General features: G+C 41.2%; 16 protein-coding genes and 1 other RNA gene. 11 read left to right on the top strand and 6 right to left on the bottom strand.

Going from position 1 to position 17,823, the window contains the following annotated elements; genetic code table 11:
* Complete coding sequence (locus AB1A65_RS12400) at positions 1-1,629, bottom strand: ATP-binding cassette domain-containing protein (RefSeq protein ID WP_366589576.1); 1,629 nt, start codon at positions 1,627-1,629, stop codon at positions 1-3.
* A gap of 169 nt (positions 1,630-1,798) precedes the next feature.
* Here AB1A65_RS12400 and AB1A65_RS12405 point away from each other — a divergent pair, with 169 nt between their 5' ends.
* On the top strand, positions 1,799-3,184 hold the full coding sequence (locus tag AB1A65_RS12405; RefSeq protein ID WP_366589578.1) for a redoxin domain-containing protein: 1,386 nt from the start codon (positions 1,799-1,801) through the stop codon (positions 3,182-3,184).
* Positions 3,185-3,239: 55 nt separating this feature from the next.
* Here the strand turns inward: AB1A65_RS12405 and fsa are convergent, their stop codons facing one another.
* The 3 genes from fsa to ffs all read right to left on the bottom strand — a co-directional run bounded on the left by fsa (position 3,240) and on the right by ffs (position 4,872).
* On the bottom strand, positions 3,240-3,896 hold the full coding sequence (gene fsa / locus AB1A65_RS12410; RefSeq protein WP_366589580.1) for a fructose-6-phosphate aldolase: 657 nt from the start codon (positions 3,894-3,896) through the stop codon (positions 3,240-3,242).
* Positions 3,897-3,940: 44 nt separating this feature from the next.
* Positions 3,941-4,750: an SDR family oxidoreductase gene (locus tag AB1A65_RS12415; RefSeq protein ID WP_366589583.1), complete on the bottom strand. Its 810-nt coding sequence runs from the start codon at positions 4,748-4,750 to the stop codon at positions 3,941-3,943.
* A 23-nt stretch (positions 4,751-4,773) separates the two neighbouring features.
* Positions 4,774-4,872: signal recognition particle sRNA small type (gene ffs / locus AB1A65_RS12420), an RNA gene on the bottom strand.
* A 77-nt stretch (positions 4,873-4,949) separates the two neighbouring features.
* On the opposite strand from ffs, the gene AB1A65_RS12425 reads away from it, so the two are divergent.
* The 9 genes from AB1A65_RS12425 (at position 4,950) to AB1A65_RS12465 (ending at position 13,076) form a co-directional block, all read left to right on the top strand.
* Complete coding sequence (locus tag AB1A65_RS12425) at positions 4,950-6,011, top strand: glutaminyl-peptide cyclotransferase (RefSeq protein ID WP_366589585.1); 1,062 nt, start codon at positions 4,950-4,952, stop codon at positions 6,009-6,011.
* Entirely contained in the window at positions 6,011-6,400 is a 390-nt protein-coding gene (locus AB1A65_RS12430; RefSeq protein WP_366589587.1) for an acyl-ACP thioesterase domain-containing protein, read from the top strand. Before AB1A65_RS12425 ends, AB1A65_RS12430 begins: the two co-directional genes overlap by 1 nt.
* Entirely contained in the window at positions 6,400-7,956 is a 1,557-nt protein-coding gene (locus AB1A65_RS12435; protein WP_366589589.1) for a hypothetical protein, read from the top strand. The genes AB1A65_RS12430 and AB1A65_RS12435 overlap by 1 nt, the downstream gene beginning before the upstream one ends.
* A gap of 129 nt (positions 7,957-8,085) precedes the next feature.
* The gene (locus AB1A65_RS12440; RefSeq protein WP_366589592.1) at positions 8,086-8,820 is read left to right on the top strand and encodes a LytTR family DNA-binding domain-containing protein; all 735 of its coding nucleotides are present in this window, start codon (positions 8,086-8,088) and stop codon (positions 8,818-8,820) included.
* 138 nt (positions 8,821-8,958) lie between these two features.
* Complete coding sequence (locus AB1A65_RS12445) at positions 8,959-9,135, top strand: hypothetical protein (RefSeq protein ID WP_366589594.1); 177 nt, start codon at positions 8,959-8,961, stop codon at positions 9,133-9,135.
* A 30-nt stretch (positions 9,136-9,165) separates the two neighbouring features.
* Positions 9,166-9,363 carry a hypothetical protein gene (locus AB1A65_RS12450; protein ID WP_366589596.1) on the top strand — a complete coding sequence of 66 codons (198 nt, stop codon included), beginning with the start codon at positions 9,166-9,168 and terminating at the stop codon, positions 9,361-9,363.
* A gap of 99 nt (positions 9,364-9,462) precedes the next feature.
* On the top strand, positions 9,463-11,550 hold the full coding sequence (locus tag AB1A65_RS12455) for an ATP-binding protein (RefSeq protein WP_366589598.1): 2,088 nt from the start codon (positions 9,463-9,465) through the stop codon (positions 11,548-11,550).
* Between the two features lie 25 nt (positions 11,551-11,575).
* The gene (locus AB1A65_RS12460; protein ID WP_366589600.1) at positions 11,576-12,244 is read left to right on the top strand and encodes a histidine kinase; all 669 of its coding nucleotides are present in this window, start codon (positions 11,576-11,578) and stop codon (positions 12,242-12,244) included.
* Positions 12,245-12,416: 172 nt separating this feature from the next.
* Positions 12,417-13,076, top strand: a complete 660-nt coding sequence (locus AB1A65_RS12465; protein WP_366589602.1) for a hypothetical protein — start codon at positions 12,417-12,419, stop codon at positions 13,074-13,076.
* Between the two features lie 39 nt (positions 13,077-13,115).
* Here the strand turns inward: AB1A65_RS12465 and glyA are convergent, their stop codons facing one another.
* Positions 13,116-14,390, bottom strand: coding sequence for a serine hydroxymethyltransferase (gene glyA, locus AB1A65_RS12470; RefSeq protein WP_366589604.1), 1,275 nt, complete (start codon positions 14,388-14,390; stop codon positions 13,116-13,118).
* 247 nt (positions 14,391-14,637) lie between these two features.
* On the opposite strand from glyA, the gene AB1A65_RS12475 reads away from it, so the two are divergent.
* Positions 14,638-15,822 carry a hypothetical protein gene (locus AB1A65_RS12475; protein WP_366589607.1) on the top strand — a complete coding sequence of 395 codons (1,185 nt, stop codon included), beginning with the start codon at positions 14,638-14,640 and terminating at the stop codon, positions 15,820-15,822.
* A 102-nt stretch (positions 15,823-15,924) separates the two neighbouring features.
* Here the strand turns inward: AB1A65_RS12475 and AB1A65_RS12480 are convergent, their stop codons facing one another.
* A complete protein-coding gene (locus AB1A65_RS12480) occupies positions 15,925-17,766 on the bottom strand; it encodes a carboxypeptidase-like regulatory domain-containing protein (RefSeq protein WP_366589609.1) in 1,842 nt (613 codons plus the stop codon).
* Positions 17,767-17,823: the final 57 nt, after the last annotated feature.

Here is a 17,823-nt window from a genome sequence, read left to right on the forward strand (position 1 = left end):
TTACGCAGTAACGGCATACATTTTTTCCCGCTGCTCTTTGATTGACTTGTCGGACATGTAATCATCAAAAGTGAGGTAACGGTCAATTGTGCCCTTTGGTGTCAACTCAATAATCCTATTGGCAACCGTATGTACAAACTCGTGGTCGTGGGTTGTCAACAATATGGTACCCTTAAAGTTTTTAAGCGAGTTGTTGAAAGCTGTAATACTTTCCAAATCCAAGTGGTTGGTGGGCTCGTCCAAAAGCAAAACATTGGCGCGAAGCATCATCATTCGGCTCAACATACACCGCACTTTTTCCCCACCGGAAAGCACCGTACATTTTTTTAGGGCCTCTTCCCCACTGAACAACATTTTGCCCAAGAATCCACGGATGTAGACCTCTTCGCGTTCTTCTTCTGTCTTGGCCCACTGACGTAGCCAGTCCACTAAGTTGATATTCTCTTTGAAAAAATCCGAATTGTCCGCTGGCAAATAGGACTGGGTGGTGGTAACGCCCCATTGATAAGTACCTGAATCGGCCTTGGTCTTTCCAGCGATAATATCATAAAATGCCGTAGAGGCCCTTGAATCTTTGGAAAGAATGGCGACTTTATCACCCTTTGCCAAGTTGATGTTGACATTTTGAAATAGGACATCGCCATCTTCCGAAGTGGCGGAAAGTTTCTCCACATTCAATATTTGGTCCCCGGCTTCACGCTCACGATCAAAAATAATGGCTGGATATCTTCTGCTTGAAGGTTTAATATCCTCAACCTTTAATTTATCCAGCATTTTTTTACGGGAAGTGGCCTGTTTGCTCTTGGCCACGTTAGCGCTAAAACGTTGAATAAACTCATTGAGTTCTTTTGCTTTTTCTTCTGCCTTTTTGTTTTGCTGTGCGCGTTGGCGTGCAGCTAGCTGACTGCTTTCGTACCAGAATGTATAGTTACCTGAGTACAAATTGATTTTTCCGAAGTCGATATCGGCTATGCTCGTACAAACGGCATCCAAAAAGTGCCTATCATGCGATACTACAATAACCGTATTGTCATAATTGGCCAAGAAATTCTCTAACCAGTTAATGGTCTCGTAATCCAAATCGTTGGTTGGCTCATCCATGATCAACACATCTGGATTTCCGAACAAGGCCTGGGCCAACAATACCCGCACCTTCAATTTGGAATCCAAATCGGCCATGGTTGTATAATGCAAATCTTCAGTAATACCCAGATTGGACAACAGTGCAGCTGCATCGCTATCGGCGTTCCAACCGTTCATTTCTTCAAACTCTACCTGTAACTCCCCTATTTTCTCTGCATTCTCGTCCGTATAATCCGCATACAGAGCGTCTATCTGCTTTTTGATCTTATACAAGGGCTTGTTCCCCATGACCACAGCTTCGAGCACCGGAAACTCATCATACGCATTGTGGTTCTGTTCCAGTATGGACATCCGTTTACCAGGTTCAAGATGGACATGCCCCGAGGTTGGATCCTGCTGTCCGGATAAAATCTTTAAAAAAGTGGATTTCCCGGCACCGTTGGCTCCAATGATACCATAACAATTTCCATCGGTAAAGGTTACGTTTACCTCATCAAACAATACTCGTTTTCCAAACTGTACGGATAAATTGGATACTGATAACATGCAATTGGTTTATTTTTTTGCAAAAGTAGCTAAAAGCACATCGTAATTCCAATTTAAGAGCACATTATTAAGTATCATAAAAACACAGTTTTACAACATTTAACTAGCCATTAACAAGCTCAGCTAACAGGGATCCTTAATTTTGTTTGTTAAACGTATGGTTCCCTATATGGTTAGATTTTTACTCGGCCTCATCGTATTGTCGTCTTTTGGTTGCGCAAATAAGAGTGGAGAATGTGCCTCTGTCTTCTTTGGCGGTGAGATTGTTAATCCCACAAGTGATTACGTTGTTCTTTACCGAAACGATACTTATGTGGATTCGGTAAGATTGGATGATAGCAACCGTTTCTCCTTTACCCTCCAAGGGATTGATGAGGGACTTTACCATTTTAACCACGAACCCGAACTTCAATATATCTACTTGCAGGAAGGCGATAGTCTTCTAGCCCGATTGAACACTGTTGAGTTTGATGAATCCCTTGTATTCTCCGGAAAAGGAAGTGAAGTGAACAATTTTTTAATGGAAATGTTCCTTGCCTATGAGTCTGAGGAGCCTTTGGTCTACAACTACTATGGACTTGACCCAGATGATTTCAGCAATAAAGTGGATTCGCTTAGACACATGAAAATTAGTCATTTGAATGAAATGCTTGCAGATGTTGAAATGTCTGACCGCGCATTCAATTTGATTAAAGCTTCCGTAGACTACAATAATTACATCTACAAGGAAAAATATCCGTTTTTTCATAGGAGAAAAACAGGGGAAGAAACTGTACACGATTTTGATAACACTTTTTATAAGTACAGGGATAGCATCAATTTCAATGATAGGGACCTAACGTATTTTAAACCCTACTTTGATTTTATGAAATGGCATTTCGGTAATTTATCTTATATGCAATGCATGGAGGATTGCAATAGAGATGAACAAGTCGGAAGCAACCACCTGCATTTCAACAAACACAAACTCCATTTGGTGGATAGTCTGGTGGATGAGCAAGATATCAGGGATGTGCTTTTTAGGAACATTGCCGTGGACTACCTAATTAAGGAGCACAAATCAGACCCAGAGTGCCAACTCTTTATCAATAAGTTCAATATGCTATCGTCCAATGGGGAGCATAAGAAAGAAATAGACGATTTATACAGGAGCATCCAACAACTTCAATCCAATCATACACTACCCGATTTAGTGTTGAAGGACGCCAACGGACAAGATATTTCCCTTAAAACCATAGCGGGCAGAAAGAAGAATACGGTAATCTATTTTTGGACAGCTGCCAAAGAAAGGCAATTCAGAAATACGAGCCAGCGCATTGCCGAGTTGAAAAAGAAATATCCAAAGCATAATTTTGTCGGTATCAACCTAAAGACCAGTTTTTCGCAATGGAATGCGCTTTTGGACCAATATGGGCTGGACAAGAGTAGCCAGTTCTACGGCGAAAACTTCAAGGAAATTCAGTTGGCAATGGTCATCGACAAAATCAACAAATGTGTAATTACCCAGGACACTATAATTGTTGATGGCTTTGGCGATTTATACTCTTCCTTATAACTAAAAAACCCCGAAACTTAGTTTCAGGGTCTTTACGTTTTATTCTATTGTCTTATTAGGAATTCCCTTTTTTGTAGTCTTCCAAGAACTTGGCCAAGCCTATATCCGTTAATGGGTGCTTTAACAAACCATCTATAGAAGAAAGTGGGCCTGTCATAACATCGGCACCAATTTTGGCACAATCGATCACGTGCATGGTGTGACGGATGGAAGCAGCCAAAATCTGGGTTTCAAATCCGTAGTTGTCATAAATTAATCGGATTTCAGAGATAAGGTTCAAACCGTCCGTTGAAATATCATCCAAACGTCCCAAAAACGGGGAAACATAAGTGGCTCCAGCCTTAGCAGCCAACAACGCCTGTCCTGGAGAAAACACCAAGGTGCAGTTGGTTCGTATTCCCTTATCTGAGAAGTATTTCAATGCCTTTACGCCATCTTTGATCATGGGTACTTTTACTACTATCTGCTCGTGTAATTCGGCCAATTCCTCACCTTCCTTCACCATATTGTCGAAATCTGTGGCAACAACTTCGGCAGAAACATCCCCATCAACAATGTTGCAGATGTCCACGTAGTGCTTTAAAATGTTGTCTTTCCCTGTTATGCCTTCTTTGGCCATAAGTGAAGGGTTGGTGGTAACGCCGTCCAAAACCCCCAATTCCTGAGCCTCTTTTATCTGTTCTAGATTTGCTGTATCAATAAAAAACTTCATGCTCTCTTATTTTCAATTTGATTAGTACTAAAAGAAGTGTAAAACTACAACTTATAATGGTTGATCAATAGTTTTTCGTAGACTTTATCGGGTAAAATCTTCTTTAAGGTAAGTGAAAACTTTTGTAAAAAAGCCCCAACAGGATTATGGACTTTGGGTTGTTTTTGATTGATAATCTTAAAAACAGCCTCAGCTACTTTAATCGGGTCTCCCCCACCGTCCACGTCATTATTGATGGCATCGATGGTCTGAGCGTATTTATCCTCATAAGGTGATCCATCCAACACCGGGGCATGGTATCTTCCCGCCGCAATATTGGTGACAAAATCGCCTGGAGCCACATTGGTCACGATAACTCCAAAATCCTTGGTTTCCATCCGTAAGGCCTCTGTGATGAGACCCAAAGCCCCTTTAGTGGCCGAATAAAATCCTCGGAAAGGTAACCCCATATAGCCAGCAATGGAGGTAATATTGATTATGGCACCCCCTCCCTGTTTGCGCATTTGCGGAAGAACCGCCTTCATCATGTGAACCGGACCGTGCAAATTGGTCTCAAACACATTCAAAATCTCTTCATGTGGGGTCTCTTCGATAGGACCGGTTATGCCCACGCCAGCATTGTTCACCAAGACATCCAAACGACCTTCCTTGGAAACAATATGGGAAACCGCCTTTTGAATGCTCTTTACATCCTTCACATCCAACTGAACCAATGGGAATTCATCAAAATCAGGATAATTATTTGGGTTTCTGGTGGTACCGTACACCACATACCCTTTGGAAGTCAAGAATTTTCCAATGGATTTGCCGATGCCGGAGGAACCACCGGTGATCAGTACAACTTTTTTATCCATTTTAGCTGATTTCAGGGTACAAAAAAAGGCAAGCTACCTACATCGCACCGCTACGACCGCATACCCTTGCTGCGTTCCCGCCCTGGGGGATTCTGCAGGAGCTGGTCGTGTAGGACTTGCCAGATGCAAATATACGACCTTTTAAATTTGTCACAATCCTAATTCATCCTTAATTTCGAAGATCAAGGATCATTATAGCATGAAGCAATTAAAAACTATGGTTAAACTGCTTTCCATTTCTGGCTTTTTACTTTTTTTTCTAGCCTGCGGAGGGGAAGCTGACCCTTCCAAGCACTTTTCCATTCAGTTGGAAGATAAGAATGTGCAGCAAAACCAAGAAGTTGGTGTTGTCCTAAAGAACAAAAAGGACATTGCCATTTCAGAGGTTCATTATTTTATGGATGGGCAGGAAATTCCCTTCGAAGATGGCAAACTAACCCTAAATGTACCCACCTTGGGCAACAAAATCCTCACAGCCAAGTTCACTATTGAGAATCAACCTGTTGAGGTTGAAGAAAAACTCCGCCTTTTGGCGCCATCTGCCCCAGAAATCTATACCTACGATATCATCAATACCTACCCACATGACCCCACGGCGTACACCCAAGGACTGGAATTCAGCAATGGTGTGCTTTATGAAAGTACAGGCAAACGAGGTGGCTCCACCGTTCGGAAAGTAAATTATGAAACAGGTGAGATCCTTCAGAAAATAGCATTGGAAAATACAGTTTTTGGGGAAGGAATCACCATTCTAAACGATAAACTCTACCAACTTACATGGCAAAGCGGAATGGGCTTTGTCTACAACCCCGAGAATCTGGAGCAAATCAAGACCTTCACCTATGGTGAAAGCAAAGAAGGTTGGGGCCTCTGCAACGATGGCGAAAAGTTGTACAAAAGTGATGGCACGGAAAAAATATGGTTCTTGGACCCCGAGACGCTTCAAGAGCAGGGTCATATAGAGACCGCTACCAACAAATCCATCTTCAATAAGGCCAACGAACTGGAATATGTGGATGGTAAGATCTATGCCAATGTCTACCAAAAGGAAAGCATGATGATCATTGATGCCACCTCCGGAGCCATTGAAGGAGTGGTTAATTTTGGCGGTCTCAAAAGCAAAGTAAACCGAGGTCCTGAATGGGACGATACCAATTCCGTATTGAACGGTGTTGCCTACCACAAGGAAAAAGGCACCTTTTTTGTCACAGGGAAAAACTGGGACAAATTATTTGAGGTGAAAATCCGTAAAAAAGACTGATGCAAACCTATACCGAATCCTTTGAAGTACGATTGCAAGACTTAGACGATCTAAACCATGTAAACAATGTCCGATATGTGGAATGGATTCAGGAAATCTCTAAAAACCATTGGCAGGACGTTACCACCGAGGAGATTCGAAAGGATATGGTCTGGGTGGTGAAAAATCACAATATTTCCTATCATAAATCCGCGGTTTTGGGAGACTCCATCGAAATGAACACCTATATTAAGAGCAACAAGGGACCCATTTCTACCCGCGTGGTTGAAATCAAGGACAATAAAACAGGGCAACTTTTGGTTAATGCCCATACGGAATGGTGTCTTTTGGATGCGAAGACCTTTCGTCCCAAACGCATCCCAGAATCCGTTCAAAAACTCTTTGAATAGTGTGCCGTTGGTATTTAAAATGGTCTTTTGCCACATCTCTGGCGTTGCTTGTCATAGCCATAGCCTCATGCCGTAAGGATTTTGAATATGTGCCAAGCACTGGTAACCTGAAATTCTCCAAAGACACCGTTTTTTTGGATACTGTATTTACCAACATCGGGAGTAGCACCTACTCCTTAAAAGTATACAACCGCTCAGACGAAGACATATATATCCCTTATGTGGGATTGGAATCTGGCCAAAACAGTAGTTATCGACTGAACGTTGATGGCCTTTCCGGCAAAGAATTCAATGACGTGCCTTTATTGGCCAAGGACAGTCTTTATGTTTTTATCGAGACCACTTTTGATATTTCCCAAACTTCGGAAAATGAATTTCTCTATACCGAGAGCCTTTTTTTTGGCACGGGTCCCATGACCCAGAAAGTGGAGCTGGTTACGCTGGTGCGGGATGCCGTTTTTCTCTATCCAAGAACACTTTCTGATGGAACCAAAGAATCATTGGTACTCGGTATGGATGAAAATGGAGCGGAAATCAAGGTGGAAGGATTTTATTTAGAACCTAACGAGCTGCTATTCTCCAATGAAAAACCCTACGTAATTTATGGCTATGCCGCTGTTTCGAAAGGAAATACCCTGACCATGCAACCGGGGACTCGGGTGCACTTTCATCACAACTCCGGTATCTTGATTGATACAGGCGCCTCCATCTCCATAAATGGCACCCTGAGTGAAGATCCGGATGTCTTGGAGAATGAGGTGGTCTTTGAAGGAGATCGGCTTGAGCCCTTCTATGCCGACCAGCCCGGACAATGGGGTGCCTTATGGATTAGGGAAGGTAGTTCCAGTAATACCATAAACTATCTAACGCTCAAAAATGCCACAGTGGGTTTACGGATTGAGGGAGACAACACTTTGGATTCCCCTACCTTGACCCTACAAAACACCCAAATCTACAACAGTCAGAATCACAACATCTGGAGCACGGGTGCCTATATTACTGCTGAAAATACAGTATTGGGAAGTGCAGGAAGTTCATCCTTCCTTGGCGAATTGGGTGGAAAATATAGTTTTACTCACTCTACCTTGGCCAATTATTGGCCTCACGGCTTTAGAAACGGCACAACAGTGTCGCTGCGAAATTTTCGTATGAATGAAGCCGGCAACAGGGAGGTAGCTCCTATGGAAAATGCTGATTTTGTCAACTGCATTGTTTTCGGAAGCATGGACACGGAACTTTTATTACAACAAGATTCAAATGCAGATTTCAATTTTAGTTTCAGCGATTGCCTTCTCAAATTGAGTTTGGACGATGACTTGGTTGTCGAAAACCCCCTTTATAATTTTGAAAATAGCAGTTTTTACCGTAACATAGTGTTCAACGAAGACCCTGATTTTAATAAACCAACTGAAAACCAACTGAACATAAATGAAAACTCCGCTGCTATTGACCTTGCCGACCCCAACGTATCTTTGACTGTCCCCATTGACATTTTAGGAATCAATAGAACCCAAAATCCGGACCTTGGTGCTTATGAATTTGTTACAGATAATTAGCTTTTAACGAATTTTTAAGGAGAATTGTAGGAAAAGCAACCATTTTACGGTAAAACCCATAGTTTTTTTAAGGGAAAACTGCAACGAGTTTTTTTTGTGCGTTAGTAACTTGCAATCAGTAAATTGCACATGGATTACACCTACGCCATAATCGATTCAAGTGCAGCCTCTAAGCTGCAATTACAGCTCTACTTACAGGAGTATGAGGATTTCGTGTGTGCTGGTGTCGCCACCAATCCATCTGAAGGACTAAACACCATCTTAAAGTTTACCCCAGACATGGTACTCATCAATTTGGGTGAAGATGGGATGGATTATTTTCAAATGGTTTCGGAGTTAAATCAGTATATGCCCTCATTACCTATTATAATAGGATACTCCAAAACCAAAAAATACGCTTACAATGCCATAAAAAGTGGCTTTTTCGACTATTGGATACTCCCGCACAATGAATTCGATGTCCGCAAGACCATTATGCGGCTTCGCAAACAGCACCCAAAACATCACTTGCCCTCAACCATTTGTTTAAAATCGTACAACGACTACCGGTATTTGGACACCAAGGATATTCTATATCTAAAATCGGACAACAATACCACGGATTTTTACATGCGCGATGGCAACGTGATCAGTGCTTTTAAAACCTTAAAATCTTTTGAGGAAAGATTGCCCAAAGGTTTTATTAGGATACACCAGAGCTACATATTAAATAGTAGGTATGTATCCCGTATCAATTATGGTAAGTCTATCTGCACATTGCACCACAACCATGAAGAGGAACTCCCCTTCTCCAAAACTTATAAGGACAAAATAGATGCCTTAAAGGAAATGCTCTCCAAAACTGCGGTAAAGGCGGTTAATTAGCAAAATTCTAACGCAATTAGGCAAAATTCTAGCAGAATTGTGCCATTCACTAAAACATTTGTTGCATAGTGCCGTACCCTAGTGTGCCTAAATATCTTAGCTGCATAAACCTATTTATTAAACCATAAACCTAATATTATGAAAAGAGCACTAAGTATTTTCGCACTTGCCCTACTAACCGTTGGAATGTTTTCTTGTGAACCAGAAACTGATGTACAAGACACCGAAGCTATGATTAAAACCCTAAAGTTGGACCAGGACCAAGCCACTGATGGGAAGCATTCTGATGGCGATGAAGGACGTGGCAACGGATAGTGTATTCTCGTTGAAAATAACCTCAGTAAAATGAATAAGATTGTTCTTTTTTTCTTGGCACTTTCTTCAATTTGGATCATATCTTGCAAGAAACAGCAAAGCAAACTCAATATAGAAACGCTGACCTATAAAGAAAGTGAGATTCAAAAAAAAATCTATCTGATGGACAAGGTTCGTGGTAAAACACATAAGTTAAAGTCCTTTGCAGATGAAAACAGAGAACTTTAATCCAAAAAAGTAAAAATACAATCAGCCCCACTTCAATAAAGATTTGGGGCTTTTTTGTTACCTTGTCTTAGGAGTAACTTTATATTAACCTACTGAATATTGAAAAAGAGTTTTCTTATCATCCTTTCTATTGCCATTTTGGGTTGTACCAAAAATCCCAAAAAGCAATCTGTTGTAGTTGACCCTGAAGTTCAATTAATTGATTCATGGATAACTATAGCACAAGATAGTTTAGGGATGCCTATTCAAGAGCGCAAGAACCTCTTAAAGCATGCAAAAGAAAAGGCATTTACCTTAGCCAATGATAGTCTTGGAGTTGAAAAGCTTTCCAACATCTCTCTAGCGTATAAAAGTCTGAAAGACTCACTTATGTTTAGAAAAATCAACCAACAGGTAATGAAATTGGCCGATAAAGCAAATATTCATAGCGCTTTGGGAAATTCGCATTGGGATATGGCATACCTGTTTAGTTCCCATGGTGTATTGGATAGTGCATTTTACCATTACCAAAAAGCTCTAAAAAGTTTTGAGGAACTTCCCACCGACTCAACTTCCAACTCTCTCGAAGGAAGAATGTTGTATAATATGGGGCGTATACAAGATTCTTACAAAGATTATTTAGGGGCTGAAATCAGTATCACTTCGGCACTGCGGATTTTCGAAGATTTGGAGGACAGCAAAAGAATTTATAATTGCTACAATGTACTCGGCATTATTGCCAGTGGTATGGATAATAGCGAATTGGCACTGGAGTATTTTGAAAAAGCCAAGTCCTATATAGAAGAATTTGACGAAGACAATAAAGCGAGATATGCACAACAAAACCAGAACAACATTGCTCACGAGCTTCTAAAAAAAGAGGACTTTGAACAAGCGAAGCTCGCTTTCAGCAAGTTACTCGATACACAAGGTGAAGATTTAGAGCTACAATCATTGGCCCTCACCAGTCAAGCCTATGCCATCCTAAAATCAGAAAAGAACTATGATGCTGCGGCCAAATTGTTGGATGATGCTATCAAACTAAACGACAGTATCGATTATTCCGCAGATCAACCCCGGGCCAAACAGTTTTATGCGGAAATTTTGGCCCAGCAAGGCGACACCGCAAAAGCCCTTGAATATGCCAAAGAATCTAGGACATTGGCGCAAGAGACCTATAACAACGAACGGTTGACCGAGGTGCTCAGACTACTCACCAAACTGGACCCAAAGAACGCCCTTGCCTATTCAGATACCTACTACGACCTCAATGAAACTATAAAAGAAGAGGAACGCACCAAACGGGATAAATTTGCCCGTATCCGCTTAGAAACCGACCAAGTGATTCAAGAAAACCAAATCCTATCCCGTGAAAAACAAATCTGGGCCGGAGCTGTATTGGGTCTCATCATTTTTGGTATGGCCATTCTGATCATTGTATCGCAGTACATCCACAACAACAGGCTCAAGTACCGGCAAAAACAGCAAGAGAGCAACCTCGAGATCTACAATCTAATGCTTTCGCAGCAGGGCAAGTTTGAGGAAGGCAAACAATTGGAACAAAAACGGATTTCAGAAGAACTACATGATGGAATTTTGGGTGAAATGCTGGGGATTCGCCTAATATTGAGCGGACTGAATGACCGTGATGATATGGCCTCTGTGGAACAGCGCGCCGGACTCATTGAGCGCCTTCAAGAAGTTGAAGAGGAAATACGCACCATTTCGCATGAACTGAACCATGCGTCTTATGAAAAATTTCATAACTTTATTGTATCCTTGGAGGATTTAGTGGAGGGCATTGAAAAGTCTTCTGGGGTAATATGTTCTTTTACGTATGACAATAAAGTGAGTTGGGACAACCTCTTGGGCGACATCAAGATAAACGCCTATAGAATAGTCCAAGAATCACTTAAAAACTGTGTAAAGCACGCCAAATGTGAACGGGTGGACATAGCCTTTGGCCTAAATGGCGAAAAGTTAAAATTGACCATTTCTGACGACGGAATCGGTTTTGATACCAATAAAGGGAAGCGAGGCATCGGCCTTCGGAATATCATATCAAGGGTGAAAAAAGTAAAAGGCACCTTGGACATTGATAGTAAAAAAGGGAGAGGCACCACCCTTACGGTTACCATACCCTGTAACTATATTGAAACGGAAAACGTTCGCAACGATGCAGCACAGAAACAAGTTCTAAATACCTGAATCTTAATAACCACAAAACCAAAATATGAGTACGCTTAGAATATTGGCCATAGATGACCACGAAATGACAATGCTGGGATACAAGTTTATCCTTGAGCGCATTGCTTTTGATGGATATACCGTCATTGTGGACACTGCCAATTCCTATGAATCTGGCAAGAAGCTAATAGAAGACTCAGCCAACTCATTCAAATACGATATTCTGTTTTTGGATGTACAACTATACGCCCCCAATGAAGACCAGCCCTATACAGGAGAAGACTTGGGGATTTTGGCGCGAAAAATAGTGCCTGAAAGCAAAATTGTCTACATGTCGTCCTTTAGCGACAATTACCGAATCAACAGTATTCTAAAAACGGTGGACCCAGACGGATATCTGGTAAAAACGGATATAGACCCTAAAACGTTGGAAGATGCCGTAAAGACCATTGTATTGAATCCTCCCTATTATTCTTCAAAAGCACTTGGCGCTATAAGAAAAAAAATGTCCAACGATATAGATTTGGACGAAAAGGACAAACAGATATTGTATCATCTTTCCAAAGGCACCAAGAACAAGGATTTGGAAAAATTCATCAGGCTTTCCCCCTCTTCCATTGAAAACAGAAAGCGTCATTTAAAAACCCTTTTCGGGACGGAAAATGAGAATGATTTAGCCCTTATCCTAGCGGCCAAAAACCGAGGTTTCATTTAAACCTTTGGTTTTCCAATATCGTATTTTCAGCAATCGTAACTCTTATCATTTCTTTTTGAGGTAAAATCCCTACAAACCAAGGGAAACCCACAGAATTTTTAAGGTTTTCCTTCAATCCAAGATAAAAGAATCCTCCTAACTTTAATGATACGAAATTACAACGCTGAAAACCATGTCATCCCAACGAAAAAGTAACCCTAATTTCCACTTTAGCGGCGCAAAGGTTTTTGAGGCCGTAAATGGAGTGGATGAGTTTCTGAAAATTCTGGAACGCGAATTTTTTGCAGAAGCCAAGATGCAGTGCCATTTTAATAGCTCGCATAACAAAGCTGAGCTAATTCTGGATTTGTACTTCAATTTTGGACTTACCGAGACCCTGCGCCATTTTAACGATGGAGACTGGGGCAATACCTGCTATCCTTTGGAGAGTCAAGTAAGAATGTCTTCTCTTTTCGCCGGGGCACTCGAAAACCTAAATGCACAGAATAGTCATACGTTGGATATTGTTGAAGCTTCCTTTCATTACAAGGATACCTCTATAGTGATTTCCAGAACCAGTGATTTTAGTATTCCACAGCAAATAGGAGCCATACTATCCAAGGTAAGTGAACACTTTGTATATTTTACCAAAGGACTTACTGAAATGCCGTACGAGGTTTTTGTGCCCGTTTACGAAGGAAGGGGCCAAAATGTTTTTGAACCCAATAAAAGTCAAAGCAGTTATTTTGATTTCTGGGGTCTTTATTTTGAAGACTCCGTTCATCACAAAGTAATGATCTACTCCTTACGTGACAAGCAACTCTGCCACGAAGATTTGTTTCTTTTAGAGTAACCTATATCAAAGTGGCAAAATCAAACCCATAACCAATCACTACGCATTAAACAACGGTCTGGACTTCATTAAGTCCTTGACCTTGTTTTTTATGGCAGCAATTTGAGTTTCGTTTTCGGGGTCTGCAATGACCTCGTCAATAAACCCAACTATGGTTTCCATATCGGCCTCTTTAAGCCCTCTTGTGGTGATGGCAGGGGTTCCAAAACGTATGCCTGATGTAATGAACGGAGATTGATCATCAAACGGAACCATGTTCTTGTTGGCAGTAATAGCAGCTTTTTCAAGCGCTTTTTCAGCATCTTTACCCGTGATGTTCTTGTTTCTTAAGTCGATGAGCATCATGTGATTGTCCGTTCCACCTGAAATTACTTTATAATCGTGATCCATAAAGGCTTTGGCCATGGCCGCTGCATTTTTCTTCACCTGAATCATGTAGTGCAGGTATTCATCGGAAAGTGCTTCACCAAAGGCAATGGCCTTAGCAGCAATGATATGCTCCAAGGGTCCACCTTGATTTCCAGGGAAAACTGCCAAGTCCAACAAGGCTGACATTTTTCTCAAGTTTCCATTTTTTAATTTGATACCAAACGGATTGTCAAAGTTCTCCCCCATCAAAATAAGTCCACCTCGCGGCCCACGTAGCGTTTTATGGGTGGTGGTGGTAACAATATGACAATGTGGAATAGGGTCGCTTAAAATACCCTTGGCGATCAAACCGGCAGGGTGCGAAATATCTGCTACCAAAATGGCACCAACGCTATCGGCAATCTCCCTGAACCGTTTAAAATCCATATCACGGGAATAGGCAGAAGCACCTGCAATAATCAATTTCGGTTTTTCTTTATCGGCAATCTCTTGAATTTTATCATAGTTCAAGGTTCCGGTCTCCTCATCCACTCCGTAAAACACGGGTCGATAGAGTTTTCCGGAAAAATTCACGGGAGAACCATGGGTCAAATGCCCTCCATGGGACAAATCGAATCCTAAAATGGTATCTCCAGGATTTAAACAGGCATGATAAACCGATGCATTGGCCTGGGAACCTGAGTGGGGCTGCACATTGGCGTAGACTGCCCCGAACAATTCCTTGGCGCGGTCAATGGCCAGCTGCTCCACTTCATCCACCACTTCACAACCCCCGTAATAGCGCTTTCCGGGGTACCCTTCTGCATATTTGTTGGTCAATACAGAACCCGCGGCCTCCATAACCTGTGGGCTGGTAAAATTTTCCGAAGCTATTAGTTCAATACCTTCAATCTGTCTTTCTTTTTCTTGCGCTATTAGTTCAAAAATCTTGTGGTCTCTTTGCATCCTGCTTTAAATTAAACAAAGGCCAAAATTACGAATTGCATATCGATTATCCCCAATAAAATACACGTGGATGATTCATTTTATCAAACGGCAATTAACAATTTTAATTCTTACTAAGATCTTGGAAATGAGCTTATTTTGAGTATTTTATCGATATCATACTACCGTTCAACCTTTTTCGTTATAAAAATATTGGTTTTTGGCACAGCAATTGAAAAACCAACCATAACCAATAAATCAAAAAACCATGAAAAAATTTCTACTCATCACCGTATTGGTTTTACTTACTGCCTGTGGAGGGGTCAAAAAAACCCAAGAAGCACTGAATAAAGGTAATTACCAAACCGCAATGAACAAGGCCATTAAGAATTTGGCTGAAAACAAGGCCAAAAAAGGAAATCAGGAGTACATCATCCTGCTTGAAGAGGCTTTTGCCAAGAACGCAGAGCGGGAGCAACAAGAGATTGCTTTTTTGCAGAACGATGGCAATCCGGCCAATTTGGAGACCATCTACAACAAGTATTTGGGGCTGAAAAACATTCAACAGCGCATTAGGCCTTTGTTGCCCCTCACCATTTATGATGAAGGCAGGGATGCCCGGTTCAATTTTGTGAACTATGACAACAAAATTCTAAATACAAAAGACGATTTGTCCGAGCATTTGTATGAAAATGCATCAAATCTTTTGGCCAATGCCATCTATAAAGCGGATTACAGAGCTGCTTACGATGATTTGAAATATTTGCAGGAAATCAACCCAGGATACAAGCAAACCGTTGCCAAAATGGACGAGGCCTACAACAAGGGTCTGGAATTTGTTCGTGTTGAAATTGCCAATCAGACTGAGCAAATTATTCCCGAGCGATTGGAACAGGAGCTGTTGGATTTCAATGCCTTCGGTATCGATAATTTTTGGTTGCAATACCACACCAATCCTTTGACCAATGTAAAATACGATTATGCCATGAATCTGGACTTTATGGAAATAAATGTTTCTCCAGAACGCGTCAACGAAACCCAAATCATAAAAGAACGACAAATAAAAGATGGTTGGGAATATCTTTTGGACAGAGAAGGCAATGTGGTAAAGGACAGTCTGGGCAACAAAATCAAGGTAGACAAAATGCGTACAGTGACCTGTAAGTTCTTTCAGTTTACACAGAGCAAAGTCGCCCAAATTGGAGCCAAGGTTCGATTCACCGATTTAAGAAATGGTCAGGAAATCAATGCCTATCCCCTATCCAGTCAGTTTGTGTTTGAGCATATATTTGCCAACTTTCAGGGAGACAAAAGAGCATTGGAAGATGACCTTTTGATTTATTTGAATGCCAGGGAGGTTCCCTTTCCATCCAATGAACAAATGGTATACGATGCAGGCGAAGACCTTAAAGCTAGGTTGAAAGGCATTGTATCACAATATCAGTTTAATTAAATAAAAATCCCCGGCAGCGGCGGGGGATTTTTGTTAAGATTGTTGTTTTTTTTCTAAGTTCAATAAGATATGAAATAGAATATTTTAGAAATCACCGTTTCCTTATCTTTTGCTTGCACTTTCCAGCATTGGATTATTTGTGACAGAAAATATTTTTTGGTTTACATTTTGTTCAGACAATCTAAAAAAGTACAGTTTTTTGTCTTCAAAAGATGTACCATAGTTCGTCCAAACCGTTGCTTTCATGTAAGTGGGGTCAAAGGATTTATTTCCTAAATATTCTAGGTTCACTTGCCAGTTACCGATAAGATTTTCATCCATAAAAAACTGCTCCGAGGAATATCCCTTTATTTTTTCATCTTTTATCCTATCATGGTTCTCTTCCAACGTATGGTTCCAAATGAAGTATTGTTTCTGTGGATTTACAAACTGAATCTTAAATTCCGCCTCACTATTTGACCATTCAAATAATAATCGTGTTCCATATATGGCATTTTCGTTGGAGAGAATATGGGCCTCCTCCAATTCAGTAGACCTTTTCTTGAGCAATTGATTCAATTCCGTCAATACAATGGAATCTATACCCATAGATGGAGCAGTCGTTTCACTTAATTTTCTTGATTCAACGTACCGAGCATAAAACTTTAAAGCATTGTTGTAATCACCCATTTCTGAATAGGCATTGGCCAAGTCCCTATAGGACTGCCCGTAAGCTGGCCTTAACTTAAAGACCTGAAGATATACTTCTAGGGTTAAATCTCCCCTGCCCGCTTTTCCCAGCAAATAAGCCAGTGTTTTTAGAATTAAAGCATTGTCTCCAAAACTTGTCCGAATATGGTCATTGATTTCCCAAGTTACTTCTTTATTCTGCCAAACATCCAAGAAATAGGAAAATGCATCCAAATAGAAATAAGGTGAGCCTCCGTAGACTTTCCGGTGGTTCTCAAAAATGCTCTTGGCCTCCTCAAAAGTGTTGGATGCCAGCAATTCTTCTAGATATTTAGGCAGGGCATCCCTTTTGTACTCCTTGGCATTGGATTCCTCAAAAAAATTATTCCTCAATTTAGCCATGTCATAAGGCTTATCGGTTCCCGGCTCTCTAACATAAATTCCTTGGTTTGTGTTTATGATGACCACACCGCCAGAAGCTATGGCTCCATATCGCGTGGTGCCAGAAACTCCGGATATTAAAGCTATTCGTTTGATATTATCAATGGGGATTGGTGGGGCGTCCTCGAAAATCACCCCATCAACATCATATATGACTGGTTTTGCGTTCCCAAAAGATGCCGTCCTGTTCAAAAAAATGGCAGGGCCCGAAGTCCCCGTTCGTGGATTGGTCCAATTCTGTGTCCGAACCCCGGGAAACTCCATCTGTATTACATTTACAATACTGCCCGCAACCAGGTTTATTTCTGAACCATCAATCACCCTCAATGAAAATCCCGAGCGTTCCCCATCCAGGATACCGAAGGTCGATTTTACCAGACGCTTGTTGGATGCATATTCCAACTCCAGTTCCTCTCTGGTTTTCTTTCTTCTTTTTTCTACCACTACCTCATCCAACTCCTGAATAACGGGCATCAATTCAATATTTAAAACCGAGGTGACATCCTCAACAATGATTTCAACGGATTTCATCCCCACATGACTAAAAACCAGAACATCACGTGGATATGCCAAAATGGAGTAGTTTCCCAATGCATCTGTCTGTGTTCCCGTATCGGCACCCTCAATGGTAATATTGACCCTAGGCAAAGGATCCACGCCATCGGTTACTCTGCCTTTGATCAATTGCCCCGCGTTTTGGGCATAGACAGTGGTTTGGAACACTCCAAAGATAAAAATGACCCAAACCCTTGCCATACAATTTCTATTTCTGCTTTGCATAAGTAGTACTTTTAACAACTCCTTTTCTGTTTGAAAACCCTTAGAGGGTTTCATGAACAAAATTTGAATTGTTGGATTAAAACCGTAAAATTTGGGGGTATGCTGCGGGGA

The organism is Allomuricauda sp. ANG21, assembly GCF_040705235.1.
Taxonomy (GTDB): domain Bacteria; phylum Bacteroidota; class Bacteroidia; order Flavobacteriales; family Flavobacteriaceae; genus Flagellimonas; species Flagellimonas marina.